20 protein-coding genes and 3 pseudogenes are annotated in these 24340 nt (G+C 65.1%); 8 read left to right on the forward strand and 15 right to left on the reverse strand.

The window, feature by feature from the left end; all coding sequences use genetic code 11:
* Nucleotides 1-20: 20 nt before the first annotated feature.
* Nucleotides 21-1211: a transposase gene (locus tag VKI00_RS18660; protein ID WP_324439968.1), complete on the reverse strand. Its 1191-nt coding sequence runs from the start codon at nt 1209-1211 to the stop codon at nt 21-23.
* Nucleotides 1212-1360: 149 nt separating this feature from the next.
* On the opposite strand from VKI00_RS18660, the gene VKI00_RS18665 reads away from it, so the two are divergent.
* From VKI00_RS18665 to VKI00_RS18685, 5 genes are all read left to right on the forward strand, one after another.
* A complete protein-coding gene (locus VKI00_RS18665) occupies nt 1361-2320 on the forward strand; it encodes an acyl-CoA dehydrogenase family protein (RefSeq protein WP_324439970.1) in 960 nt (319 codons plus the stop codon).
* The gene (locus VKI00_RS18670; RefSeq protein WP_324439972.1) at nt 2321-3295 is read left to right on the forward strand and encodes an acyl-CoA dehydrogenase family protein; all 975 of its coding nucleotides are present in this window, start codon (nt 2321-2323) and stop codon (nt 3293-3295) included.
* Nucleotides 3296-3329: 34 nt separating this feature from the next.
* Nucleotides 3330-4496 (forward strand): pyridoxal phosphate-dependent aminotransferase, encoded by a 1167-nt coding sequence (locus tag VKI00_RS18675; RefSeq protein WP_324439974.1) that lies wholly within the window; start codon nt 3330-3332, stop codon nt 4494-4496.
* Between the two features lie 157 nt (nt 4497-4653).
* Nucleotides 4654-5367 carry a hypothetical protein gene (locus VKI00_RS18680; RefSeq protein WP_324439976.1) on the forward strand — a complete coding sequence of 238 codons (714 nt, stop codon included), beginning with the start codon at nt 4654-4656 and terminating at the stop codon, nt 5365-5367.
* Between the two features lie 198 nt (nt 5368-5565).
* Nucleotides 5566-7212, forward strand: a complete 1647-nt coding sequence (locus tag VKI00_RS18685; RefSeq protein WP_324439978.1) for a hypothetical protein — start codon at nt 5566-5568, stop codon at nt 7210-7212.
* A 26-nt stretch (nt 7213-7238) separates the two neighbouring features.
* On the opposite strand, the gene VKI00_RS18690 is transcribed toward VKI00_RS18685, so the two are convergent.
* The 4 genes from VKI00_RS18690 to VKI00_RS18705 form a co-directional block, all read right to left on the reverse strand.
* Nucleotides 7239-7490, reverse strand: coding sequence for a hypothetical protein (locus VKI00_RS18690; RefSeq protein ID WP_324439980.1), 252 nt, complete (start codon nt 7488-7490; stop codon nt 7239-7241).
* Between the two features lie 241 nt (nt 7491-7731).
* Nucleotides 7732-8415 (reverse strand): arylamine N-acetyltransferase, encoded by a 684-nt coding sequence (locus tag VKI00_RS18695; RefSeq protein ID WP_324439982.1) that lies wholly within the window; start codon nt 8413-8415, stop codon nt 7732-7734.
* Between the two features lie 30 nt (nt 8416-8445).
* Entirely contained in the window at nt 8446-9537 is a 1092-nt protein-coding gene (locus tag VKI00_RS18700; RefSeq protein WP_324439984.1) for a methyltransferase, read from the reverse strand.
* On the reverse strand, nt 9537-10712 hold the full coding sequence (locus VKI00_RS18705; protein WP_324439986.1) for an NAD(P)/FAD-dependent oxidoreductase: 1176 nt from the start codon (nt 10710-10712) through the stop codon (nt 9537-9539). Before VKI00_RS18705 ends, VKI00_RS18700 begins: the two co-directional genes overlap by 1 nt.
* Nucleotides 10713-10928: 216 nt before the next feature.
* Between VKI00_RS18705 and VKI00_RS18710 the strand changes: the two genes are divergently transcribed.
* Nucleotides 10929-12197, forward strand: a complete 1269-nt coding sequence (locus tag VKI00_RS18710) for a hypothetical protein (protein ID WP_324439988.1) — start codon at nt 10929-10931, stop codon at nt 12195-12197.
* On the opposite strand, the gene VKI00_RS18715 is transcribed toward VKI00_RS18710, so the two are convergent.
* The 5 genes from VKI00_RS18715 to hsaA are packed head-to-tail and all read right to left on the reverse strand — an operon-like array spanning nt 12194 to nt 17383.
* Nucleotides 12194-13798, reverse strand: coding sequence for an FMN-binding glutamate synthase family protein (locus VKI00_RS18715; RefSeq protein WP_324439990.1), 1605 nt, complete (start codon nt 13796-13798; stop codon nt 12194-12196). The genes VKI00_RS18710 and VKI00_RS18715 overlap by 4 nt on opposite strands.
* Nucleotides 13799-13857: 59 nt before the next feature.
* Nucleotides 13858-14421, reverse strand: a complete 564-nt coding sequence (gene hsaB, locus VKI00_RS18720) for a 3-hydroxy-9,10-secoandrosta-1,3,5(10)-triene-9,17-dione monooxygenase reductase subunit (protein WP_324439992.1) — start codon at nt 14419-14421, stop codon at nt 13858-13860.
* 2 nt (nt 14422-14423) lie between these two features.
* The gene (gene hsaC, locus VKI00_RS18725) at nt 14424-15326 is read right to left on the reverse strand and encodes an iron-dependent extradiol dioxygenase HsaC (protein ID WP_324439994.1); all 903 of its coding nucleotides are present in this window, start codon (nt 15324-15326) and stop codon (nt 14424-14426) included.
* The gene (hsaD, locus tag VKI00_RS18730) at nt 15327-16199 is read right to left on the reverse strand and encodes a 4,5:9,10-diseco-3-hydroxy-5,9,17-trioxoandrosta-1(10),2-diene-4-oate hydrolase (protein WP_324439996.1); all 873 of its coding nucleotides are present in this window, start codon (nt 16197-16199) and stop codon (nt 15327-15329) included. It lies immediately after the preceding gene.
* On the reverse strand, nt 16199-17383 hold the full coding sequence (hsaA, locus tag VKI00_RS18735; RefSeq protein ID WP_324439998.1) for a 3-hydroxy-9,10-secoandrosta-1,3,5(10)-triene-9,17-dione monooxygenase oxygenase subunit: 1185 nt from the start codon (nt 17381-17383) through the stop codon (nt 16199-16201). Before hsaA ends, hsaD begins: the two co-directional genes overlap by 1 nt.
* Nucleotides 17384-17538: 155 nt before the next feature.
* Here hsaA and VKI00_RS18740 point away from each other — a divergent pair, with 155 nt between their 5' ends.
* Together VKI00_RS18740 and VKI00_RS18745 are read left to right on the forward strand one after the other, a co-directional pair.
* Nucleotides 17539-18615, forward strand: coding sequence for a ferredoxin--NADP reductase (locus tag VKI00_RS18740; RefSeq protein ID WP_324440011.1), 1077 nt, complete (start codon nt 17539-17541; stop codon nt 18613-18615).
* 44 nt (nt 18616-18659) lie between these two features.
* A pseudogene (locus VKI00_RS18745) lies at nt 18660-19176 on the forward strand (hypothetical protein).
* A 20-nt stretch (nt 19177-19196) separates the two neighbouring features.
* On the opposite strand, the pseudogene VKI00_RS18750 reads toward VKI00_RS18745, so the two are convergent.
* The 5 genes and pseudogenes from VKI00_RS18750 to VKI00_RS18770 form a co-directional block, all read right to left on the reverse strand.
* Nucleotides 19197-19618 (reverse strand): annotated as a pseudogene (locus VKI00_RS18750) (LuxR C-terminal-related transcriptional regulator); the annotation flags it as partial.
* A 295-nt stretch (nt 19619-19913) separates the two neighbouring features.
* Nucleotides 19914-20741: an esterase/lipase family protein gene (locus tag VKI00_RS18755; protein WP_324440003.1), complete on the reverse strand. Its 828-nt coding sequence runs from the start codon at nt 20739-20741 to the stop codon at nt 19914-19916.
* Between the two features lie 669 nt (nt 20742-21410).
* Nucleotides 21411-22598 carry a cytochrome P450 gene (locus VKI00_RS18760; protein ID WP_324440005.1) on the reverse strand — a complete coding sequence of 396 codons (1188 nt, stop codon included), beginning with the start codon at nt 22596-22598 and terminating at the stop codon, nt 21411-21413.
* Nucleotides 22591-24135 (reverse strand): bifunctional 3-(3-hydroxy-phenyl)propionate/3-hydroxycinnamic acid hydroxylase, encoded by a 1545-nt coding sequence (locus VKI00_RS18765; RefSeq protein ID WP_324440007.1) that lies wholly within the window; start codon nt 24133-24135, stop codon nt 22591-22593. The genes VKI00_RS18760 and VKI00_RS18765 overlap by 8 nt, the downstream gene beginning before the upstream one ends.
* Nucleotides 24132-24340, reverse strand: a pseudogene (locus tag VKI00_RS18770) (fumarylacetoacetase); the annotation flags it as partial. The gene VKI00_RS18765 and the pseudogene VKI00_RS18770, both read right to left, overlap by 4 nt.

Consider the following 24340-nt stretch of genomic DNA (forward strand, 5'->3'; position numbering starts at 1 on the left):
TTAGGCTTGCTGCTGCCGCCCTAACTGGCTGTCAGGGTGAGCGCTGCGTCTGGGCGCATGATTTCGCCCCAGCGTTCGACACCACGGCGTGCGATGTTGACGGCTGCATTGTGGTCGGCGTGCCCAACGAAGCCACAACGACCACACTCAAATTCGCTTTGCGAGCGTCGATTTTGTTTATCGACCCACCCACACTTATGGCACGTTTGCGATGTGTAGGCTGGGTCGACCTCGACGAATGCCACGCCCCCGGCCGCGGCTTTGTAGGCGAGGTATCCGCCGAGCTTGGCGAACGCCCAAGAGTGCAGCGTGACCCGTTGGGGCTTGCGAAGCCGTACCCGGTCACGGATGCCGCCCAACTCCTCGACAGCGATGCCGCGCCCGGTGCGTTTAGCCTCGGCCACGATGCGTTTGGAAATCTGGTGGTTAATATCAGCGGCGAACCGAGCCTCCTTGCGGCACCGCCTCTTCAACAACCGCCGCGCCGAACTGGTTTTCTTCGTCTGCAACCGGGCCCGCAGTCGCTGCTGGCGCTTGCGATACCGGTTCAACCGGGACCCGGCAACGCGATCACCCTCGCTGCTGGTCGCGATATTGACGATTCCCAGGTCCACGCCCACAAAGCCGTTGACCGGATCTGCCAGCGGGGTTTCAACCGAATCGATGGTGGCGTGCAGAAACCATTTCCCGTCGCGGTGGATCAGGTCGGTTTCACCGATTGGGCGGGTGCGCAACAGGACCAGGTCTCGCGCTGCGCCCAATATCCGAACGCCCTTCAATCGGCCATGGGTCGTCCAGATCGACACTGTCGCCTCGCGCGCGCCAACGGTGTCAGAGACTTGCCACGACAGACAGCGGACGTCAAACGGCTGCGCTCCATCTGCGCGAAACCGGATCGGCTTCTGCTGTACCGCTTTTCGTCGGTCGGAACCGGGTGGGCCGTAACTGCCGCCATCGATGTTGGCACGCAGTGTGGTGTAAGCGTCGGATACCTTGCCGATGACCCGGATCGTTGGCTGCGCCGACAATCCAAACCTCTCCCGTATCTGGCAGTAGAAACGCTTGTGCGCATCGAATTTGCGGCGCACTCGGTGGGTGTGCATGGCATTCGACAACCACGACGCTGCCTCGTTGCAGGTCCGCAGGGTGTCCGCCAGCGCGGCCGATTCGGCATCGGTTGGCAGCATCCGCAGCTTGACGACTCGCTTCATGCCCGCACACTAACCGCCGGCACTGACAACAACTCGATACTGCGGCAAGCGTTGGAACGGCCCAGGACAGACACCTGGCCACAGCGGTTCATCCGAACTCCCAGCGGCTTATCCTCAGCGCCAGGATCCTTAACTACTGTGAGGGCCAAATGAGATTTGACCTTGACGCGCAGCAGCGCGATTTCGCGGCCAGTATCGACGCCGCGCTCGCGGCGGCCGACGTGCCGGGCGCGCTGCGGGCCTGGGCCGGCGGTGACACCGCGCCCGGCCGCAAGGTCTGGGCGCGGCTAGCCGACCTGGGAGTCACCGCGTTGGTGGTGCCGGAACGCTTCGACGGGCTCGACGCGCACCCCGTCGACCTGATTGTTGCAATGGAGCGGCTGGGGCGTTGGTGCGTACCCGGTCCTGTCACGGAATCCATAGCGGTAGCGCCAGTTTTGCTGGCCGAAGAAGATGAACGGGCCGGTGCGCTGGCGACCGGTGAACTGATCGCCACCGTCGTGTTGTGGCCACAGGTGCCGCGGGCTGTGGACGCCGATGCGGCCGGGCTGGTGCTGGCCGCCGAAGCCGATGGCTGGGTCAGCGAAGCGCACGTCGGCGACCGGCACGAGTCCGTCGACCCAAGCCGCCGCCTCTTCGACGTCGACGCCTTCTCCGAACCGTGGCAGGCCGATGTCGCCCGCGCCTACGAGTTCGGCGCGCTGGCCACCGCCGCGCAACTCGTCGGGGCGGGCCAGGCGCTGCTGGACACCGCAGTCGAGTATGCCAAGCAGCGCGCCCAATTCGGCCGGGTCATCGGCTCTTACCAGGCGATCAAGCACAAGCTCGCAGACGTGCACATCGCGCTCGAGTTGGCCCGCCCGTTGGTCTACGGCGCCGCACTGTCGCTGGCCGACCGGTCCCCCGACACCGCCCGCGATGTCAGTGCGGCCAAGGCCGCGGCGTCCGACGCCGCGCTGCTGACCGCCCGGTCGGCGCTGCAGACGCACGGTGCGATCGGTTTCACTTCCGAGCACGACTTGTCGCTGTGGCTGCTGCGGGTGCAGGCGCTGCGGTCGGCCTGGGGTGACCCGGCCACCCACCGGCGGCGAGTCCTGGAGGCCCTGTAAATGAGCGACGAACGAGAACTGTTGCGCGAGACGGTCGCGGCGTTGGTGGCCAAACACGCCTCGCCCGCCGCGGTGCGCGAGGCGATGCAGTCGGAGCGCGGCTACGACGAATCGCTATGGCGACTGCTGTGTGAGCAGGTCGGCGCCGCCGCGTTGGTGGTGCCCGAGAAATACGGCGGCGCCGATGGCAATCTCGGTGACGCCGCCGTCGTCGTCGAAGAACTCGGCAAGGCGCTGGTACCCAGCCCGCTGCTCGGCACCACGCTGGCCGAGCTGGCGTTGCTGGCCGCCGACGATCCCGACGCCGAAGCGCTCGGCGCATTGGCCGAAGGCGCGTCGATCGGTGCGCTGGTGTTGGACCCCGAATACGTGGTCAACGGCGATATCGCCGACATCGTCATCGCCGCCAACGACGGCAAACTGGCCCGATGGACAGCGTTCGGCACCGAGTCGCTCCCCACAATGGACCCCACCCGGCGGCTGGCCCGCGTGACGCCGCAGAGCATCGCGCCGTTGGGCGCCGATCCCGGTGTCGCCGATGTCGCCGCGATCCTGCTGGCGGCCGAACAGATCGGCGCGGCCACGCGCTGCCTGGAGCTGACGGTCGAATACACGAAGGAACGAGTGCAGTTCGGCCGGGCCATCGGTAGCTTCCAGGCGCTTAAACACAGGATGGCCGACCTCTACGTCGCGGTGCAAGCCGCACGTGCGGTGGTGAACGACGCGTTAGACGCACCATCGGCCACGTCCGCCGCATTGGCCCGGGTCGCGGCCACCGAGGCGTTCAGCACGGTGGCCGCCGAGGGCATTCAGCTGCACGGCGGTATCGCGATCACCTGGGAACACGACATGCAGCTGTATTTCAAACGGGCGCATGGTAGTTCGCAGCTGCTGGGTCCGGCGAGCGAACACTTGCGCCGGCTGGAATCCGAAGTGCTCTCGCCCGGGGACGATGCAGAGCGCGCAGCGCGATGAGGAGGAACCGGGCAATTTACCGTAGCTTGGCGACATGAGCGATCACGTCGCACTGCGCGCCGGGGTCCCACCGTTTTACGTGATGGACGTCTGGCTGGCGGCCGCGGAACGCCAGCGCAGCCACGGCGATCTGGTGAACCTGTCGGCGGGGCAGCCCAGCGCCGGTGCCCCGGAGCCGGTGCGCGCGGCCGCAGCGGCGGCGCTGCATCTCAATCAGCTCGGCTACACGGTGGCGCTGGGCATTCCGGAGCTGCGCGCGGCCATCGCCGTGTCGTATCTGGATCGGCACGGCTTGCAGGTCGACGTGGACGACGTGGTGGTGACGACGGGCTCGTCTGGCGGCTTTCTGCTCACCTTCCTGTCCTGCTTCGACGTCGGCGACCGGGTAGCCGTCAGCAGTCCCGGCTACCCGTGCTACCGAAACATATTGGCAGCGTTGGGATGCGAGGTCGTGGTGGTCGAAACCGGGCCGAAGACCCGGTTCCAGCCCACTGTGCAGATGCTTGCCGAGCTCGACCCGCCGGTGCGGGGTGTGGTAGTCGCGAGCCCCGCCAACCCGACTGGGACAGTCATCCCGCCTGCGGAACTCGCCGCGATCGCGTCCTGGTGTGATGCCTCGGGGGTGCGGCTGATCAGCGATGAGGTCTACCACGGATTGGTCTACCCGGGCGCACCGCAGACCAGCTGCGCGTGGAGCACGTCACGAAATGCCATGGTGGTCAACAGCTTTTCAAAGTATTTCGCGATGACCGGATGGCGGCTGGGCTGGCTGCTGGTGCCGTCCGAGTTGCGGCGGGCGGTGGACCGCCTGACCGGAAACTTCACGATCTGCCCGCCGGTGCTGTCGCAGCATGCTGCCGTCGCGGCATTCACGCCCGAAGCCGTCGAGGAAGCCGACGGCCATCTGCACCAGTACACGGCCAATCGCACGATGTTGCTCGACGGTCTGCGTGCAATAGGCATCGACCGGCTGGCGCCCACCGATGGCGCGTTCTACGTCTACGCCGACGTCTCCGACTTCACTGCGGACTCTATGGTTTTCTGCTCAAAGCTGTTGGTCGACACCGGGGTAGCGATTGCGCCCGGCATCGATTTCGATCCCGAGCATGGCGGATCCTTCGTCCGGCTGTCCTTCGCCGGGCCGACGAACGACATCGAGGAAGCGTTGCGCCGGATGGGCACATGGCTGCCGGGCCAATAGGGTGGAAATTCATAGCCTGTCGCGTGGGTTCCAAGCCGGCCGAGTTGAACCCGCCCACGTGCTGACACGTATTAGCTTTAGGCCGCTGTGGTCGGGCGGTCGGATGCGCGCAGCCTTCCGCTGCTGCACTGGGTAACAGAACTCGAGGTGGTTGACGGTGGAGCTGGCACGCATCGCGCCGGATAAAGATGCGTTCCAGTTCCGTTTTGACCCGTCGCTGCTGACTCCGTTGGCCGCGGTCTACGAGAGCGTAGTGGCACCGAACCTTGACTTCCCGAGGCTGCGCAGCGACGCTGGCCACGACAAGCTGCGCGGTGACGGGCTGCGTTTTCACGTGTCGCGATACGGCCAGCTGCTGGCTTGGGTATCGGCCGATGACTTAGCGACGCACCGCGAATTCGGGCGTCTGTTCGAGCACCTCGAGCTCGCCGACGCGGCGAAACACCTGGTCGACTGGCACGAGCGCATCGTGCTGTACAACGGCTTCTATGTCGTTAGTGATGGTGTCGAAAGCCCGAGTTGGCACCGCGACTATGTCGACGGCGCGCAGGCCTACACGCTGCTGACGCCGCTCTACGAACTCGATGCTGAGCATGGTCAGCTCTGGTACGAGAGTGGTGGGGAGACAATGCGTTACGAGTACCGGCATGGTGTCGGGGTTATGTTCGGCGAAGGCTTCCGGCACGCGACCGAGCCTTTCGGGCCCACACCGCGGCCGCGGGTACTGGTGAGCCTGGCCTTCGGCACGGACCGTATGCGGTATTGGCCGGCGTTGCAGCGAACTGTCGGAATACAAGCCCCGTTCGTCGTGATGCCGTGCGGTCATCTGAGGGGGACGTGCGCGTGCAGACATCCCCTGCCAGTCCAATAGGGCCCGCTCGATCTCGAACATTTATCTGACCGTGTTCTAGATGTGACGGCGGTCACTCACTGTTGTTGGACGTGACTTGAGTGCGGCAGGCGCACCCCCAACGGGACGAGGAGTGAGATGCCGGCGCCGGAAGATCGTTGTGGCTGGATATCGCGCGCGCCAATGTGGCGCCGCGGGTTTGTGGCCTGGTGCGTGTGCGTGCTCGTCGCTGGGGGCATGTATGTAGCGCGTGCTGCCCCGTGGGCGCCGGGCGCAGTCCTGCGCGTCGGCAACTATCTTGGGATTCCCGGGCAATACTCGAGCATCCAAGCAGCGGTCGACGCCGCCCGGCCGGGGGACTGGGTGCTCATCGGCCCAGGCGACTACCACGAAACCGGCAATCGCGTTCCGCCCGGGATGGTCGCCGGTGACCTCACGGCGGGGGCCGCCGTGCTCGTGACCACGCCCGGCATTTGGATCCGCGGGATGGACCGCAACGCGGTCGTGCTCGACGGCACCAAGCCGGGGGCGCCTCAGTGCAGCTCCGCGCGGGGCGACCAGAACTTCGGCCCGCTCGATTCCAACGGCCTTGCGACGGGACGAAACGGCCTGGTCGTGTTCAAGGCGTCCGGTGTCAGCATCGAGAACCTGACCGCGTGCAACTTCATCGCGGGCGATCTCACCCCCGCCGATGAGATCTGGTTCGACGGCGGCGGTTCGACCGGCGTCCAGCAGATCGGAAGTTGGCGCGGCGCATACCTGTCGGCCAGCTCGACTTACAATGGCGGCCCGAACCAGTCGACCCAATACGGAATCTACGCCTCCAACACCCATGGGCCGGGGCTGTTCACGCAGGTGTACGCCAATAACATGGCCGACGCGGCGTTCTATATCGGCGCGTGCCCGGACTGCAATACCATCCTTGACCACGCGCACGGCCAGAACTCGGCGGAGGGATACTCGGGGACCAACTCCGGTGGGCACCTGATCATCCAGAACTCCGAATTCGACCACAACAACACGGGATTCGCCACCAACAGCCAGAACAACGACGACCAACCGTCCCCGCAGTCCGGCCACTGCCCGCTCAACGAGACCGGTCCGACCGGAACCCATTCGTGCTGGGTACTCACGCACAACTCGATACATGACAACAACAACCCGAACACGCCCCTCGGCACGAGCCTCGCCGCCGACAGTCCGATCGGAACCGGCGTCCTGATCGCCGGCGGCCGATTCGACACCGTCGATCACAACGACATCCACGACAACGGCGCGTGGGGCGTGCTGTTGGTCCCCGAGGTCGACACCGCGACCCCGCCGCCGATCGCGCACTGCAAAGGCGGCTTCGGCCTGTCGGCGTTGTCGTTCTGCTACTACGACGACTGGGGCAACGAGATCGAGAACAACACGCTGAGCCACAACGGCTTCTTCGGCAACTCAAGTAACGTCGACCTCGCGGAGATATCAAACCTCGAGTTTCCCGGTAACTGCTGGCACGGCAATGTCGACAGTTCGGGCACGGCCATCCGCCACAAGCACTTTCAGCTCGGTCGTCAACGGGTCACGAGCGACCCGCCCTTCATCCAGTACTTCCCGCACAACACCTGCGGAATCCCTGACGCGGGCCAAGGGGTGATCAGCATCCTGAGTCTGCAGCTCGTCTGCAACACGCAGATCTTCGGCCCCTGCCCAGACAGCACCTCGTACGCGAACTACCCGCGGCGGACGGGGGTTCAGATGATGGCGCTGCCCCCGCAGCCGAGTATGCCCAATCCGTGCCTGGGCGTGCCGCAAAACCCTTGGTGCCCAACCAACCCGATCAGCCAACCCCCGTATCCCGTGCCGGGGTCAAGCGTTATGTGACGTGGCGTGGCCTTCCGGCGCATCAGTCAAGGTACGCCAATCTCGTCGCAGATTGGCGGGATGATGATCAAGCCACCGCGGGGGGTGCAGAAGGGGTGCGGCGGTGGTGGCGGCGGCGGAGGCGGAGACGCATAGATCGGGGCCGGAATGTCCGCTGAGATGAAGCTGCTCACCGAATTACCCTGAACGCTCACCATCCGCACGTTGCCCTGGCCGATCGGAACCTCGTACCAGGTGTGGCACACGCCCATGTCCCACTGAATGCCGGGGAACGGCAATCCCTACCCAGGACACCAGTTGTGTGGCTGCGCAGAAAATGTGTTGTTCGGGTCAGCGTGTGCGGGACCCGATGCGACTCCGAATATCGCGGCGGCCAGGCCACCCGATAGCAAAGCCCCGGCAATAAGCTTGTTGACACTGCGGGAGATGTCCATAGCCGATTCCTCTTGCTGTCGCCCCGGACGGCATCGTATCGCCGACCACGCTCGGAATTCTTGCGTTTGCTTGGCGCGACTTCAGCTATGGCGCGACCTCGTCGATGCGGGCTTCGAGCACTGTGCGTTCGCCCGCGTCTGCCACGTTGATGCCGAAGCGGTCGGTCAGCGTGTCGACAACCGCCGACGCATCGTCCAGACGAATCTTCTCGGTCCCGCCGCGATGGTGAATGGCGAGGTTGCGACCGGATAGGTTGCATCGCCCGTCCGCTGTGACCAGGGACGCCATCAGGCTGGTCACGAAATGTGACGACGGATGAGTTGAGACATACCAGCTGCCCACTTTCAGATCGATCGGCGACGTCGGTGTCTGGCCGCCGAAACCCACGTCGACGAGATAGGGCTGCTGGCCGCCGGGCAGTGTTACCGCCAAAAGCGTGTGCGTCTGTGACCCTATCGGCGCGTCCGGGGCGAGCGTCCAGACTACCCGGGCGCCAAACCGTCGCACGCCGAAGCCGAGTTCTTCCAGCACGTAGCCCATCAGCCCGTTTTGTTCGTAGCAGTAGCCACCGCGGAGCCGGCGAACCAGCTTGTCGGTCAAAGCCTCTGGACTCAGGTCATCAATCGGCTCGCCCAACAGCGGATCGAGGTTCTCGAACGGAATCGTTCGCGTATGAGCCGTAATCAGATCCTGTAGCACATCGAGCGTCGGCTCCGCAGCGCCGTGATAATCGATCCGCTCGAAATAGCCGTCCAGATCCAGTGTCATGTCGGTCATTCTGAACCAACGACAACCGGGTTAGGCGACTCGGGCCTCTACAACGCTTAGCGGCGAAGCGGTCTGCACTACCCGCGTCATCCGGAATCCCGCTTGGCTGAGCAGGTTTCGGTATTCGGCGGCGGTGCGCTCGCGGGCCGCCAAATTCAGTAGCATCTCCAGATCGGCCCATTTCCCCGGAAAGTCGCGGTCGTGGTCGGGGATCACCAATTCGACCAGCAACACCGTGGTGTGCGGGCCGCCGGCGGCGCGAACATTGCGCAGGATCTGCACCGCCTTCTCGTCAGGCCAGTCGTGCATGATGTTCTTCAAGACGTAGGCGTCGCCGCCGCCGGGAACACTGTCGAAGAAAGACCCCGCCTCGATGCGCACTCGGTCAGCCACATCGTGCTTGCACATGAGGTTCGCCGCGGCCGACACGACCACCGGCAGGTCGTAGAGGACGCCCTGCGAGGCCGGCGCCGCCGCCAGGATGGTGGCCAGCAGCGGGCCGTGCCCGCCGCCGACGTCGACGATCGTGGGGTAGGCGCTGAAGTCGTAGCCGGCCGCCACGGAAGCATCGGTCAGCTCAGAAATGCTCGTCATGGTCCGGTTGAAGAGCTCAGCATGCTCGGGATACTCGGCGAAATAGTCGAAGCTCTGCTTTCCGTGCAATGCCGGGACGACGGATTTTCCGCTTCGGATGGAATCCACCAGCAAGGTCCATCGCTCACGCTGCTCGGCCGACCCGTAGAACCGGGCCGCCCAGGCCATCGACATTGGCGCGTCCGAACGCAGCGCGTCGGCAAGGGAATTCAACTCGTACCGGCCGTCGTGTCGACGACGAAAGACGCCCCGCCCGATCAACGCCCGCAACAGCCGGCGCAGTGCGTCCGGGTCCGCGTTCACTCGGTGCGCCAATTCATCGATCGTCAATGGCCCATCGACGAGTGCGTCGGCCACACCTAGTTCGGCGACCACCGTAATCGCCTGAGATGTCCAGGTGGCGATGATCATCTCCATCATCGCCGCCGGGGCGGGTATCAGCCGCTGGTTGAGCCGATGGAGGTGGTGGCGAACCCACTCGACAATGCGGGCCGCTTTGGCGGGCGGTACTTTTGCGGTCGTCGACATCACCGCACCTCCGCAAGGGAATCTCTGCTGATCTCCGCGGAGATGTCACGGTGGCTGACCCAACCGAGGAACATCGTCAGCGCCCACGTCATGAACCGGTCCGGGATCAGCGCCGCCGGTCGCAACACGGATTCGGGACGCGACACCTGATGCGTGGTCAACCAGGACACCGCCTTGACCCGGCGCCGCCGGGTGTTCTCGTACCAGCGCAGCGCCCTGGAGACATCACCGTCGCCGTTTGGCAAATCCGACAGCGCTTTACGCAACACCATCGTGTCGAGCAGCGCCTGATTGGTCCCTTGCGCGAGCGTGGGCGGCATCGTGTGGGCCGCATCGCCGAGCAACGTCAGCCGGCCTGCGCCGGCGCGGGGAATCGGATGCCGAAAATGCGGGAAGGGCGACGGTTCCAAATCGTCGTCGGTCAAGGTCGCGAGCACCTGATCGACCATGTCGGACCATCCGGTGAAATGGGACCGGATCATCTCGATCGGACGTTGCGGTCTGACGAAGTCGGGCGACCAGCGCAAGTCAAACCACCACTGCAGGTGAGAACCTCCGGCCGGCCACATGCCGAGGTTTCCGTGCTCGCCGATCATCATCGTTGCGACGTGCGGGTCCGCGATGTCCGGAAGTTTGACCAGCCCCTGCCAGCTGCACCAGCCGGTCGGCTTTGCGGGTTCCCCGCCGACAAATTTGCGCACCACCGAGTGCAGCCCGTCCGCACCGATCAACACATCTCCGTCGGCGGAGCTGCCGTCCGCGAAGTCGACTCGCACGCCGTCGCGGGTATTGACCACCCCTTCAACGCGGGAGCTGCACCGGACGCGATCGGTCGGAAAGCCGCTGAGCAATCGTTCCAGCAAAACGCGACGTGGGACCATCCGAACGGGTGCACCCAGTCGGTTCACCATCGCGTCGAGGTCCATGGTGGCCAGCGGGCGACCGGTGGACGTCATGACCCGCACGGTCGACAGCGGCTGTCCGGCGCCGCCCATGTCGACCCCGAGCTGCTCGAGAACCGTCGCGCCGTTCGACCAGATAGTGACGGCACCGCCGCCGACCGTCACGTTCGGCCGCTGGTCGAACACAGCGACGTCGTGTCCGTCGCGCAGTAAGCCGCGCGCGACCGAAATGCCGCTCACGCCGGCGCCGACAACCAGGATTCGAAGTTTCAATCGACGCCCTTAGTCCTCGGCGTGCCGCTCGTAGTCCCACCGCTCGAGCCGGGCCTGCAGCTTCACCAGGCCGAACCCGACGATGGGTGCGCCGGCCCAGAAGTACAGCATTAGCAATGGGCTCATTTGAAGACCTCCTGCTGCTACCACGCGGTACTCCGATGAAAAGTTCACCCGCGGCGCCTGGCACCCCAGATGACTGAAAGAATCGGCCGGGTGAGCCTGGTTATCTCTGGTCGCGAGCGGGCCGCGCTGGCCGAGGTGGAACGCTTCCCGCTGTTCGCCGCACTGACCGGGCGGCGGTCGCGCCGGTTCCCGGCCGGCGGCCGGATTCCCGCGGGAGCACTGGCATACACCAGTCGTCGACCAGTACAGCCGTTGTCCGAAGTCGAACGGGCACTGCTTGTTTCGGCTACCGGCGGCGTCACCGGTTGGAACTTCGGCATCACCCACAACCCCAGCTACGCGCCGTTGTTTCCGAATTACTCCGGCAGTGCGACGGGTCGAACCTTCCCGTCGGCGGCCGGCTTTCACACCAGCCAGCTGTTCTTCACCGACGACACCGGAACCTATCTGCTGCCCAGCCGCGACGAGCATCCCCGCGAGTTCGACAGCATCGAAGAATGGATCGGTCACACCGCGGAGTCCTATGTGCGTATCTCGGACACCCGCCTGGAACTGCCTCGCGCGGAACCGCACATGGAAGGTCACAACGTCTGGATCGGCAACCATCCAGGCAGCTTGCTGGCATTCCCGGTAGCCGACCTCGCCGAGCATCTGATGGAGAACCTGTGGTTCTTTGCCGTCAACGGCTATTCGATCGTCGATGACATCAACGGCCGCAAAATCCCTGGCCTCGAACGGTTTTCCGCACTACCGCATGCCGATGACCCGATCCCACTGTCGTTCGTCGAGCAGTACACGCTGACCGAGTCGAGCGCGGAACTCGCGATCGCCGCCAACAACGGGGTGCTGGCGTTGCAGGCGATGGGTCTTGGCGGCTGGACGTACGACGGGCTCAACCGGTTGTCCGTGTTGGGTGGCTCGGGTGATCCGAGCGCACCCGGGTTGGGCTTCGTTGCCGACGACGACGAGCGCTGGCCCTTCCCAAACGTCACCGGGCTGCCCGGATACTTCGAAACGCTCAGCCCGCCGCATGTGCCATCGGTCGCGGCGGGGGTGGACAAGCTGGTTACGCGAAAGTACGGCCCCGGCGGGCCATTTCACCCCGATACGCAAGGCCCGTGGTCGGATACGCCGAAGGTGCGCGCCTCCGCCCTGCCACCCGACGGCATTCAGGAGCTCGTCACGGTCGAAGCGTCCTACATCTACGATGCCTTCGGAAAGCTACCCGGCACGGTGCCGACTGTGCACGTGTTGATGTACCTACAGGCGCAACATCTCGACGTCGACTTCTACGACGAGTTCTTCGGCCCCGGTGCTTACCTGCCCGCGCACGCCGATCACCAGGCCCGTTGGCATTAGCCTGATATTCGTCGGTAGCCGGCGGGACTGTATGAGTCCGGGTCGGCGACGTCCCAATCCGACCGCCACGTCGCCGGCGCATGGTCGAGCAGCGATGACGGCTCAAGCCATTCGTAAAGCTCCGCATACGACTGTTGTGAGGTGGGCGTTACCCGCTTGCGCAGCATTTGCGGGTTGAGCATCGACGGGTCGGAGACGCCCATCGAGGCCATCAGGCGCATCGCCTGGGCGACGGTGGCCCGTTGGTAGCGGTACACGCGTTCGCTTTTGTCGGTCACGTCGAGAGCTCGAGCCCGATACGGATCCTGCGTGGCGACGCCGACCGGGCAGTGGTTGGTGTGACACCGCTGAGATTGGATGCAACCCACCGCCATCATCATCGATCGGGCTGAGTTGGTGTAATCCGCGCCCTGGATCAGGCGCTTCACGATGTCGTTTCCGGAGGCGACCTTCCCGCTCGCCCCGATCCGTATCCTGTCCCGCAGCCCCGTTCCCACCAAGGCGTTGTGGACGATCATCAATCCGTCGGTGAGCGGAAGACCAACGTTGTCTTCGTATTCCAGCGGCGCCGCCGCGGTTCCGCCTTCGGCGCCGTCGACGATGATGAAGTCGGGCGTCACTCCTTCGGCCAGCATCGCCTTGCAGGTCGCCAAGACATCGATCCGGGAACCGACACACAGCTTGAAGCCCACCGGTTTGCCGTCGGCCAATTCACGCAGCCGCGCCACGAACATGATCAGTTCGCGTGGGGTGTGGAACGCCGAGTGCGCCGCCGGACTGACACACTTCTCGCCGACCGGCACCCCGCGGTAGCGGGCGATCTCCTCGCTGACCTTTGCGGCCGGAAGCACGCCACCGATGCCGGGCTTGGCGCCTTGGCTCAGCTTGATCGAGATGCACTTCACCAGATCGTGAGCCGCCTTGTCCGCGAACTGATCCGGGTCGAATTTGCCGTCTTTGGTGCGGGCCCCGAAATAGGCGGAGCCGATCTCCCAGATCACGTCGGCGCCGCCGAGATGATAAGGAGTCAGCCCACCTTCGCCGGTGTCGTGGGCGAACCCTCCTTTGCGGGCGCCGTTGTTCAGCGCGCGCAGGGCGTTGGCCGATAACGCGCCGAAGCTCATCGCCGAGACGTTCATCAGCGCCATGTCGTACGGTCGCGCGCAATCGGGTCCACCGATTCGCACCCGGAACGGCTCGTCCGGGGAATCGACCGGCCGCGCCGAATGCACCAGATACTCGTAGCCGACCTCGTCGATGTCGCGCTCGGTCCCGAAAGCCATCTCGGCGGCCGTACCTTTGGCCCGCTCATAGATCAAGGTGCGGACGTCGCGGTCGAAAGGGCGGCCGTCGAAGTTCCGCTCGATGAAGTACTGCTGCATTTCCGGGCGCAGCGCCTCCAGCAGAAACCGGACGTGCCCCAGGATCGGGTAGTTCCGCAGCACCGAGTGCTTGCGCTGGAAGAGGTCATAGATGCCCACGGCCGCGGCGCCCGCGACCACCGCCGCCGGAATCCACCAGCCCCAAGGCCCCACGATGGCCAGGCCCAGCAAAGCCCCCGCGAGAACCGTCAAGAACGCGACGTAGCCAAACCGGACCAATGCAGCCCCGCTTTCCGCAGCAGATTTTCACCGCCGAGCGTAGCGCCAGAGCAAAACGGTCAGAGCCAGGTGTCCTGGGTGGTCGTCGTCAGGAACGCCTCCAGGTCGTCACGCCACTGTGCGGGCGTGGTCTTGTCCGGCTCGATGCCGGTGTAGTCGCCGCGGTAGAACAGCAATGGCCGCGGCTTGATCTTCGGCACCTCCGACAGGGACTGCACCGCGCCAAACACCACGAAATGATCGCCGCCGTCGTGCACCGATGCCACCGTGCAGTCGATGTAGGCCAGCGATCCGTCGATAACAGGCAAGCCCAAAGGTGAAGGGCTCCAATCGATACCGGCAAACTTGTCCGGCTCCTTCGACCCGAACCGCGCCGACACATCCTTCTGACTTTCGGTCAACACGTTGACGCAGAACTTCCCGGCGGCCTCGATCGCCTTCCATGACCGCGAGACCTTGGTCGGGCAGAACAGCACCAGCGGTGGTTCCAACGACAGCGCGGCGAACGACTGGCAGGCGAAGCCGATCGGGATGTCGTCGTGCACCGCGGTGATGATCGTGATCCCCGTGCAGAACTGACCCAGCACCTGCCGGAAGGTGCGTGAATCGATCTGCTCGGCCATCGCTACCCGCGGAAGCCGATGCTGAAGTCGTGGCCCCACAGGCTCACTGCGGTGCTTTCCCGGGCGATCCAATCCTGATCATCGACTTTCCTGCCCTCACAACCGAATTCGACATCGAACCCGCCGGGTGTCTTCATGTAGAAGGACAACATCAGGTCGTTGACGTGGCGGCCCAGCGTGGCCGACATGGGCACCTTGCGGCGCAGTGCCCGGTCCAGGCACAGGCCCACGTCGTCGGCCTGCTCCACTTCCATCATCAAGTGCACGATGCCGCTGGGTGTCTGTCCCGGCATGAAGGCCAGGCTGTGATGGCGCGGGTTGCAACCGAAGAAACGCAGCCACGCAGGCGGCCCGTCGGCGGGCCGGCCCACCAACTGCGGCGGCAGCCGCATCGAGTCACGCAGCTTGAAGCCGAGCACATCGCGGTAGAAGTGCAGCGACTCGTCGTCGTCGCGGGTGGTCAGCACCACGTGCCCGAGGCCCTGTTCAGCGGTGACGAACGTGTGCCCGTAGGGGCTGACGACGCGGCGATGCTCCAGCGCGGCGCCGTGGAAGACCTCTAAGCAGTTGCCCGAGGGGTCGGAGAATCGGATCATCTCGTCTACCCGGCGATCGGCCAGCTCGGCGGCGGTGGCCTCCTTGTACGGTGTGCCCTCGACGTCGAGCCGGTTCCGGATCTCCTGCAGGCCTGCGGCATTCGCGCATTCCCAGCCTGCCTCCGATAGCCGGTCCTGCTCGCCCGGCACGATCACCAGGCGCGCCGGGAAGTCGTCCATCCGCAAATACAGCGCGCCTTCGCCTGCTCCGCTGCCCTCGATCATGCCGAGGACTTTCAGGCCGTATTCCCGCCAGGCCGCCATATCGGTGGCTTCGATGCGCAGGTAACCCAGCGAACGGATGCTCATTTACGCACCTCCCAGGAAGTCAATGGTCAGCTTGTTGAACTCGTCGAACTTCTCCACCTGCGCCCAGTGTCCACACTGCCCGAACACATGCAGTTGCGCCCGCGGAATGGTCTTCAACGCGACCAGCGCGCCGTCCAACGGGTTAACCCGATCTTCGCGGCCCCAGATCAACAGCACCGGTTGACGCAACCGGTGAACCTCGCGCCACATCATGCCGAGTTCGAAATCGGCACCGGCGAACGACTTTCCCATCGCCATCGTTGCGGCCAGTGATTCCGGCGTGCTGGCCAACGCGAATCGCTCATCGACAAGCTCGGGAGTGATCAACTTCTGGTTGTAAACCATCACTCGCAGGAAGGCCTCGAGATTTTCCCGGGTCGGTTCGACGGAGAATTTGCCCAGCCGCTTGACGCCCTCGGTCGGATCGGGCGCAAACAGGTTGATGCTGAGCCCGCCGGGACCCATCAGCACCAGGCGTCCGGCGTGGTCGGGGAAGTCCAGCGCGAACCGAACTGCGGTGCCCCCACCCAGTGAATTGCCCACCAGCGGAACGCGTCCCAGGCCTAGCTGGTCGAAGAGGCCCTTGATCGCCCTGGCCGCGTAATGATTGAACTGACCATGCTCGGCGCGTTTGTCGGAGTGGCCGTAGCCGGGCTGATCTACGGCGAGCACGTGAAAACGCTGCGCTAGCACCGGAATGTTGCGCGAGAAGTTCGTCCAGCTCGCCGCTCCGGGACCGCCGCCGTGCAGCAGCACCACCGTCTGGTCGTGACCGACGCCCGCTTCGTGGTAGTGCAGCTTCAGCGGTCCGTCGACGTCCACCTCGACAAACCGCGAGGTCGACTCGAAGGTCAACTCCTCCGTTGTGGTCATCAGACCATTGTGTCGCCGGGCGGCAGCCCGAACTCGTGGTTACCGAAGATCACGTAGGCCCGCTCGGGGTCGTTGGCCGCGTGCACCCGGCCGGCGTGCGCGTCGCGCCAGAAGCGTTGCACGGGTTGGTCATTGCCCAGTGCGGTAGCGCCGGATGCCTCAAACAGCCGGTCGATCGATGCGATCGCGCGCCCGGTGGCACGCACCTGGTCGCGGCGGGCGCGGGCCCGCAGGTCGAACGGGATCTCCTTGCCGGCGGACAGCAGCACGTACTCGTCGGCGACGTTGCCGCCCAACTGCCGCCAGGCCGCGTCGATGTCGCTGGCCGCCTCCGCGATCCGAACCTTGGCGAACGGGTCGTCCTTGGCCTTCTCGCCGGCGAACGCCGCGCGCACCCGCTTGCCCTGGTGCTCCACGTGCGCGTCGTACGCGCCGTAAGCCATGCCGACGATCGGCGCCGAAATGGTGGTGGGATGCATTGTGCCCCAAGGCATCTTGTAAACCGGAGCGGTGTTGGTCTCATAGCCACCCGCGGTGCCGTCGTTCATCGCCTTGTAGGACAGGAACCGGTGCCTAGGCACGAACACGTCCTTGACGACGACGGTGTTGCTACCGGTGCCGCGCAGGCCGACGACATGCCAGACGTCGTCGATGCGGTACTCGCTGCGCGGGATCAGGAAGCTGCCGAAGTCCACCGGCCGGCCGTCCTTGATGACCGGGCCGCCGAGGAAGGCCCACGTCGCATGGTCACAGCCCGACGACCAGTTCCACGAGCCGCTGACCAGATAGCCGCCGTCGACCACCACGCCCGCACCCATCGGGGCGTACGACGACGAGATCCGCACGTTGGTGTCCTCGCCCCAGACCTCCTCCTGAGCCTGTTGGTCGAACAGCGCCAGATGCCAGTTGTGCACGCCGATGATCGAGCTCACCCAGCCGGTCGAACCACAAGCACTCGCCAAGCGGCGAGCCGCCTCGTAGAACGTCACGGGGTCACATTCCAGACCGCCCCACTGCCTGGGCTGCAACAGCCTGAAGAAGCCGATCTCCTGAAGCTCGCTCACCGTGGCGTCCGGCAACCGGCGCAGGTCTTCGGTCTCCTGGGCCCGCTGCCGCAATTTGGGCAGCAGTTCGTCGATGCCGTCTAGGACCGACTGGGCGTCACGTTGTTGAATAGACGTCACGGATTCCTCCATAGGTGGCTTACTTAGACAGAGACTAGAACACGTTCCGATTTGTGTCGAGCAGGCTATTCCTGCGACTGGTAGCGCCACCAATCGAGTTTTCTGTAACCTGTTCTAGTTACGACAGACGAGAGGACTTCGCGGTGCCGGAAGTCGTGACCAATGAGGTTCCCGACGAGCCGCTCGGCAGCCATGTCCTTGAACTGGAGATCGCCGACGTGCTCGCCGAGACCGACGAGGCGCGGTCGCTGGTGTTCCGCGTACCGGACGGTGCGGGAGATCCGGCCATTCCCGCTGAGCGGCTGCGGTATGCACCCGGCCAGTTTTTGACGCTGCGGGTCCCCAGCGATCGCACCGGATCGGTCGCGCGCTGCTATTCGCTGTGCAGCTCGCCGTTCACCGACGACGCGCTGACCGTCACCGTCAAGCGGACTGCCGACGGGTACGCGTCGAACTGGCTGTGCGATCACGCCCATCGCGGCATGCGGATTCACGTGCTGGCGCCGTCGGGCACCTTCGTGCCCAAGACGCTCGACGACGACTTCCTGCTACTGGCCGCCGGCAGCGGGATCACGCCGGTCATGTCGATCTGCAAATCGGCACTGTCCGAGGGCAGCGGGCAGGTGGTGCTGCTGTACGCCAACCGCGACGACCGCTCGGTGATCTTCGGCGACGCCCTGCGCGAGCTCACCGCCAAATATCCCGACCGGCTGACCGTGGTGCACTGGCTGGAGTCGCTACAGGGGTTGCCGTCCGCGACCGCGCTGGCCCAGCTGGCCGCCCCGTTCACCGACCGGCACGCGTTCATCTGCGGGCCCGGGCCGTTCATGGCGGCCGCGCGTGAAGCGCTCGAATCCCTGAATGTGCCTGCGCAGCAAGTACATCTCGAGGTATTCCGGTCGCTGGACACCGATCCGTTCGCCGCGGTGAAGATCGAGGACACCGGCGACGAGCCGCCGGCCACCGCAGTGGTCGAGTTGGACGGGCAGACCCACACCGTGTCGTGGCCGCGCAACGCTAAGCTGCTCGACGTGCTTCTGGATGCCGGCCTGGACGCACCGTTCTCCTGTCGCGAGGGCCACTGCGGCGCCTGCGCCACCACTCTGCGCAGCGGCAAGGTGAACATGGAGGTCAACGACGTGCTGGAGCAGCAGGACCTCGACGACGGGCTGATCCTGGCCTGCCAGTCGCACCCGGAAACCGATTCGGTCGAAGTCACCTACGACGAGTAGCCGCAAAGTAAGTTCTGCTCAGACCGCAGGCGAGAGGACCCACGATGAAGCGGCTGGTGACGGCACTGGCGGGCGTCGGTCTGATGCTGGCGTTGGCCGGCCGCCAGCAACACCGCCACCTCACTGATGCCCCTCAACGACGGCACCCAGTTGGAAACGCGCGCCGTGCTCGACTGCCATCGCGCCAACGGCAGCTGCGACTTCACCGTCGCCGCCTACCGGAAGACCGGCGACGGGGTGACCGGATTCCCGAACGACCTCTGGTCTCGCCAGAGCACCGACATCCGGTCGAGCGACCGGGTGGTCTATTTGGATGTGCACGCCACCGCCCAATACGACCGGGTCTTCAAAGAAGGCGGGCACGACGACGTCACCACGATCTACATGGGCGAGGGTGCGCCGGACAAGTACCAGACCACCGGCCGGATCGACTCAACGGACTGGCGGACCGGGCAACCGCGCACCGACCTGCCCGTCATCATGTGCACCCACATCCAAGTGGTCTACGGGGGGAACAACATCACCTCACCGAGCACCTGCGCGCAGGCCGCCTTCTCCTGAGGGACCACTGCGCGGCGTTGTCAACGAGACTCGAGAAAAGTGATCACCGCTCGGACGCGGCGGTGATCGTCGGCGGTCTCGGGCAGGTTCAGCTTGCTCAGAATGCTTCGCACGTGCTTCTCGACGGTGCCTTCGGTGAGCCACAGCTGCTGGGCAATGCCGGCGTTGGAGCGCCCCTCTGCCATCAGCGCCAAAACCTCGTGTTCCCGAGGACTGAGAGCAGCAAGCGGATCTGTGCGTTGACGTCCTGAAACCAACTCTTGGATGAGCGCCGGATCGATCACTGAGGCGCCATTGGCGATCCGCTGTAGTGAATCGACAAACTCCGCCACATCGATCACCCGACTTTTGAGGAGGTAACCGATCGCACGGCCGCTGGTCAGAAGCTCCATCGCGTGTTCGACCTCGACATGAGCGATAAAACCAAAATGCCGGTCTCGGGTGGGCACCCAAACCGCTTGCGCGGCTGCACAAGCGGATCCCTGCGAGCAAACCCGCACATCCATCGGCTTCGCCGGCCGAGGCGCTGTCCTAAGCCGGGTGAGCGTAACGTGGGTGATCACCTTCGCAGGCTGCTTCCACACAAACCAAGGCGCGGCGCTACAAGGCGTCTTTGTGCTCGACGATGCCGCACACCGGCCCGCCTCCACGGCGCGGCCACGGCCCCGCATTCGGACACTGAGTCGCGATAAGCGGTCGCGGGCCCGGCTTCGCCGGTTTGCTGCGGTTACGGATTATCAAGAGGCGCTTGGCAACAGATGCAACGCCGGCTTGGCGGCGGTGGTCGTCTCGTATGCGCACAATGCGGCGGCTATGCACCCGATTACCCGCCCACTCTTGAGCATGCCGAGGTGGCCGACGTCATTGACCGTGATGGTCTCCGCCTGGTCGTGGAACGGCACCGACCGCAGGCCGGGCACGATGATGTCGAGCGCCGCTGTCACTGACAGCCACCGCACCCCGTCAGGCAATGGCGTGGAGGCGAGCCGGCGCAACAGTGGCGACCCCGGCCGCAGTGCCCGGACGATCTCGAAAAATGGCAACAAACCCGCCCAGGGCGACCCGCCAAACGGGGCGCCCAGCGTGACGACAGTGTCGACCCGCCCGTTCAAGCGAGGGTCCGCGATGGCTTGCGCGATGATGACACCGCCCAGACTGTGTCCGACCAGATGCACCTTGTCTGCAGCGGTTCGAGACAACATCCTCTCTACATCGGCGACCAGCTGGCCAGCGAGCTGCTCCACCGAAGTTCCGAGCGGCGCATAGGCTATCGCCTCGACGGTTAGGCCGCGGGCACTTAGGGCTTGCGCCACCAAGGACCAGTGCGACTTGCTCCCCCCGAATCCGTGGACGAGCAGCACTGGACGTGTCGTGGAGGCGGCGTGTGCTTTTGAGTGTGGCGACATACTGCTTGCAGACTGATAGCCACCACCGACGAGGCGTCGCGGCGCCGTCGCGGCGCCAGACATCAAAATCGCCGCCTCGTGCACGTGCACCCTCGCCGCACGCCGCACCATCTGAACCGCCGCGCGGGCGCCACCAAGCACACGCAGGGGTGCGGTCATATCCATCCGCCTCTGCGAACTGCAGATGCGTGCCGGTTGCCTTCTAGTCGGCTGCACGTGCGACATGTCCCACCTTCTTTGTGTAACCTGTGTCACATTGAGAATGGCGCTTGGCGGGTCGGGTGTCGTCAATGCCAGCCGCAATTTGGTATACGGGTCCGCAGGGGCCGCGCGCTACTTGGTAGCCGGAAGTCGCACCGAACTGACTTGGGCCGCAGTCGGTCTCGGTAACTCTGACAGCAATCGAGACAGCTTTTGGCTAAAGTACGCAGCCCCGGCCCACACTCCTACCGTGGGAGAGGAGACACCGAGGCGCTGATCCGGGACCGTTAAACCCGGTTTCCGGTTCGAGACAAGGTCTTCGCCACCTCGGCGACCAGCTGGTCAGCGAGCTGCTCCACCGAGGTTCCGAGCGGCGGATAGGTCATGGCGTCGACGGTTAGGCCTCGGCACTAAGGGTTTGCGCAACCAAGGACCAGGTCGACTTGGTCCCCCCGAAGCCGTGGACGAGCAGCACTGGACGTGTCGTGGCTGACGGTCACGAGCGCGCAGGTCATTCAGCATCGTGCATAACGTGTGGTCCAAACCCAAGAAAGCTCACCAACGGCCAGGGCCGAGCGCACCCGCAACGGAGGAAGTTCGCGCTGTCTCAGAAAGCGTTGAGACCGCTCAGGCCGAGATCAGCCTGAGCGGCAGTCGCTCGTAACAGCGGATGATGTTGTTGAGCGCCCATGTCGGCTCGCCGGCGAGTTCGATTCGGCTCACCTGCTGCGTCAGCGCAGTGAGCATCGCCTGCATCTCGAGTCGGGCGAGCCCCTGCCCGGCGCAGGCATGTGTGCCGTGCCCGAAGCCGAGATGGCGGGTGGCGTTACGGCGGATGTCGAACACGTCGGCCTCTGGCCACTCGTGCTCATCGCGGTTCGCCGACGCGTACAGCACCAGCACCCGCGATCCAGCCGGGATGTCGATATCCGCGATTTCACTCGGCTGCAGCAACTTTCGGGTGAACGCCCGCAACGGCGACTCGTATCGCAGCACCTCGTTGATCGCATTGGGCAGCAGGGACGGGTCGGCGCGCAGCGTATCCCACTGGTCGGGATGCAAAGCAAACAATGCCAGCGCATTGGCGATACCGCTGATCGTGGTGTCAAGCGACGGCACCAGGTAGTCGATCATCAGCGCCGAGCACTCGCTGTGACGAAGCTTCCCGGCGTCGGCGGCGGCGAGGATGTCATGACCCATGCTGCCGTGGATCACCGACCGGTGGCGTACCACGTCCTTGGAGAAGTGCAGCATCTGCAGACTGGCCGGCACCGATTTGAGGGCATAGCGATTCAGCGGGCCAAGCACATCGAATGTGGCTCCCCCCCAACGCAGCAGGTACTGGCGTCGGTTCTCTGGCCAGCCGACGAGGTCGGGCACCACCGAAAGCGGCAGTGCGGTGGCCAGATCCTTGACGCCGTCCACGTGTTGACGTCGCACGGCCGCGGCGACCAGCTGCTCGGCCTGGTGCGTGACGACGTCGCTCATCGTCTGCAACGCCCGCGGCAGCAGCCGGTGCGCGACGAGCTTGCGCCGCTGGTCGTGTTCGTCGCCGTCGCTGTTGAGTGTTGTGCCGCGAGACAGCCTGTTGAAGATCCGGTTCAGTCCGACCCCTTCGCCGGAGACGAAGGTCGTGTCGTCGCGTAGCATCGCCTTGCACTCGGCATAGCGCGCCAGGGCGTAGACGCGCTGCTTGGTCAGCCATACCACCGGACCGAGTCGCCGCAGCCGCGCATAGTGCGGATGCGGGTCGAGGATCGCCCGCGCCGAATACAGGTCCGGTTCGTAGGCCGGGACGTCGGCGGCCCTACGCATCTGCGCCGGTGTCGGTGGGTGGCGCGAAAACCGGTACCGCGCGGCTGGCTTCGGCCAGATCGCGGCTCGCACACAGCACCGTCCGATCCGGGCGCACCACCGCGGCCCTGGCCCGGCCGGCCTGCAGCCACAGGGCCAGTTCCGTGCCGGGATGAGCCGGCACGAGGACCGCGCCGCGACGGGTCATCTCGTTGCGCTCGGCCGGGCTGGGCTCAGCGGACGTGATCACCGCGAACCTGCCGCCGACGATCTCGTCGAGCCGTTTACCCTCGACCAGAACAGGATTCGGGCACAACCGGCCCGCCAGCTGCCGCCGACCGGGTGATTTCACGACCAGCTCACTGCTGTGCAACGCGGGCGTCGTGCTGTCGACGATCTTCTCCCGCACCCCCGGGATCAGATGCAGGCGCGGGACCACTACCCGGCGCAGCAGGTTGCCCACCTCGCCGCCCGCGGTCATCGCCGTACCCATCGCGAGCGCGAACCGGATCATGTACCGCACGTGCGGCATGCGCTCCTGCTCATAGCTGTCGAGCACGGTCTCGGGCAACCATCCGCTGACCACGCCGGCAAGCTTCCACCCGAGGTTCATCGCATCGCGCAGCCCCGCGCACAGGCCCTGGCCGATGAACGGCGGTGTCAGGTGCGCGGCGTCGCCGAGGATGAACATGTTGTTATGGCGCCAGCGGTTGGCTACCTGCGCGCGGAACGTGTACTCGGCGACGCGCACCAGCTCTAGCTCTTGTGGCGCAACATCTGTCACCCACGGCCGGATCAGCGGGTAAAGCGCCGCCATGGTGTTGTAGTCGTCGGCCGTCTCGTCCGGCAGCAGCCGGAACTCCCACCGGTAGCGGCTTTCACCGATGCGCATGTAGGTGGCCGCTCGATGCGGATCGCACACCTGATGGACGCCTTGCCACTGGTTGAGCTCTGCGGTGGTCGCCACATCGACCACCAGCCAACGCTGCTGGAACTTCAACTCCTCCATGTGTGCGCCGATCGCGGTGCGGACCAGGCTGTTGGCGCCGTCGCAGCCGAGTAGGTACCTCGTCTCCACCCGGTGCTCCTCGCCGCTGACCCGATCGGTGAACCTGACCTGCACTCTGTCGGGCCCGATCTGAACCGCTTCGGTGACCTCGGCATTGCCCCGAAGAACGGCGTGCGGGTAATGCTTGAGATTCGCCCGCAGCAGCGCCTCGAATTCCGGCTGGTCGAACATGTTCGCCTGCGGGAAGCCGTTTGCGCTTTCGGCGCACTCCCGCTGAAACTGCGCAAGTACCCGCATGTTTCGGTCCCGCAGCTGCATACCACGGGCCGGTCGGGAGATCGCCGCGAACTCATCGGCGATGCCCAATCCGGCAAGTAGGCGGTAGATTTCGTCGTCGAGGTGAACGGCACGCGGCTGTGGGTAGACGTCCTCCCAGCGGTCGAGGACAAGACAGTCGACGCCATACTGCGCAAGCTTCGTTGCCGCGGTGACCCCGGTTGGCCCCGCGCCGACGATCACCACTGGGACGAAGTCAGGGACGGCGCTCATGAGTACCTCACCACGTTGCGTTGCGTGCCGAGATCGATCTTGCCGTCGTCGGTTCCGATGGTGGCCTCGACGACATCGCCGTCATGCAAGTACTTGGTGTTCTTGGCCTGGCCGGCGAAGAACATCTTCCACTTGACGTCGTCGGGCAACAGACCCACGAGCTTCTGCACCGGCTTCGGCGGCGCGGACAACGCGGTGCCGACCG

This window comes from Mycobacterium sp. (genome assembly GCF_035314665.1).
GTDB lineage: Bacteria > Actinomycetota > Actinomycetes > Mycobacteriales > Mycobacteriaceae > Mycobacterium.

What these genes read in the sequence shown, in the direction of transcription:
- hsaC (WP_324439994.1), bottom strand. Translation starts at nt 15,326, where the DNA reads ATGAGCATCCGTTCGCTGGGTTACCTGCGCATCGAAGCCACCGATATG.
- VKI00_RS18665 (WP_324439970.1), top strand. Translation starts at nt 1,361, where the DNA reads ATGAGATTTGACCTTGACGCGCAGCAGCGCGATTTCGCGGCCAGTATC.
- VKI00_RS18695 (WP_324439982.1), bottom strand. Translation starts at nt 8,415, where the DNA reads ATGACACTGGATCTGGACGGCTATTTCGAGCGGATCGATTATCACGGC.
- VKI00_RS18700 (WP_324439984.1), bottom strand. Translation starts at nt 9,537, where the DNA reads ATGTCGACGACCGCAAAAGTACCGCCCGCCAAAGCGGCCCGCATTGTC.
- hsaB (WP_324439992.1), bottom strand. Translation starts at nt 14,421, where the DNA reads ATGGCCGAGCAGATCGATTCACGCACCTTCCGGCAGGTGCTGGGTCAG.
- VKI00_RS18660 (WP_324439968.1), bottom strand. Translation starts at nt 1,211, where the DNA reads ATGAAGCGAGTCGTCAAGCTGCGGATGCTGCCAACCGATGCCGAATCG.
- VKI00_RS18760 (WP_324440005.1), bottom strand. Translation starts at nt 22,598, where the DNA reads ATGCGTAGGGCCGCCGACGTCCCGGCCTACGAACCGGACCTGTATTCG.
- VKI00_RS18675 (WP_324439974.1), top strand. Translation starts at nt 3,330, where the DNA reads ATGAGCGATCACGTCGCACTGCGCGCCGGGGTCCCACCGTTTTACGTG.
- hsaD (WP_324439996.1), bottom strand. Translation starts at nt 16,199, where the DNA reads ATGACCACAACGGAGGAGTTGACCTTCGAGTCGACCTCGCGGTTTGTC.
- VKI00_RS18670 (WP_324439972.1), top strand. Translation starts at nt 2,321, where the DNA reads ATGAGCGACGAACGAGAACTGTTGCGCGAGACGGTCGCGGCGTTGGTG.
- VKI00_RS18765 (WP_324440007.1), bottom strand. Translation starts at nt 24,135, where the DNA reads ATGAGCGCCGTCCCTGACTTCGTCCCAGTGGTGATCGTCGGCGCGGGG.
- VKI00_RS18755 (WP_324440003.1), bottom strand. Translation starts at nt 20,741, where the DNA reads ATGACCGCACCCCTGCGTGTGCTTGGTGGCGCCCGCGCGGCGGTTCAG.